The sequence below is a fragment of the Bradyrhizobium sp. 14AA genome, from assembly GCF_054185205.1.
Genome location: NZ_JAVAYM010000072.1, coordinates 1 through 986, shown reverse-complemented (window position 1 = coordinate 986; position 986 = coordinate 1). Strand labels below are relative to the sequence as shown.

The 986-nt window shown below is 65.0% G+C and carries 1 protein-coding gene; it reads left to right on the top strand.

Features of this window, described 5'->3' with window-relative positions; all coding sequences use genetic code 11:
- A partial coding sequence (locus RAD15_RS43350) for an Ig-like domain-containing protein (RefSeq protein ID WP_458184788.1) occupies positions 1–986 on the top strand: 986 nt, incomplete at both ends.

Sequence of the window (986 nt, the reverse complement as noted above, 5' to 3'; positions counted from 1 at the left end):
CCTGGTCGACGACCACGGCGGCGCAAAGCAACCTCACCGATGGCAGCTACCAGTTCCGTGCCGTGGTCAGCGATCCCGCCGGTAACAGTTCGACCAGCAATGTCGTCACGGTGGTGGTCGACACCACGGCGCCGACGGCGGGGACGCTCTCGCTGTCGAGCTATGACGACAGCGGGTCGTCGTCTGTGGACTTCAACTCGACCGACAAGGCCTTCGATCTGTCGCTGAGCGGCAATGCCGATACCAACGGCACCAATGTGGCCTATGAAGTCTCGACCGACGGCGGCGGCAACTGGTCGACCACGACCTCGGCGCAAAGCAACCTGACTGACGGCAGCTACAAGTTCCGCGCCGTCGTCAGCGATCCTGCCGGCAACAGCGCGACCAGCAACGTCGTCACGGTGGTGGTGGACACCACGGCGCCGACGGCGGGGACCCTGTCGCTGTCGAACTATGACGACAGCGGGTCGTCGTCTGTGGACTTCAACTCGACCGACAAGACCTTCGATCTGTCGCTGAGCGGCAACGCCGATGCCAACGGCACCAATGTGGCCTATGAAGTCTCGACCGACGGCGGCGGCAACTGGTCGACCACGACCTCGGCGCAAAGCAACCTGACTGACGGCAGCTACAAGTTCCGCGCCGTGGTCAGCGATCCCGCCGGCAACTCCTCGACCAGCAATGTCGTCACGGTGGTGGTGGACACCACGGCGCCGACGGCGGGGACGCTGTCGCTGTCGAGCTATACGGACTCGGGCTCGTCCTCGTCCGACTTCAACTCGACCGACAAGGCCTTCGACCTGTCGCTGACCGGCAACGCCGATACCAACGGCACCAACGTGGCCTATGAGGTCTCGATCGACGGCGGTAGCACCTGGACCGCGACCACGGCCGCGCAGAGCGATCTGGCCGACGGCAGCTACCAGTTCCGCGCGACCGTCACCGATCCCGCCGGCAACAGCGTGACCAGCAACATCGTCGCGGTG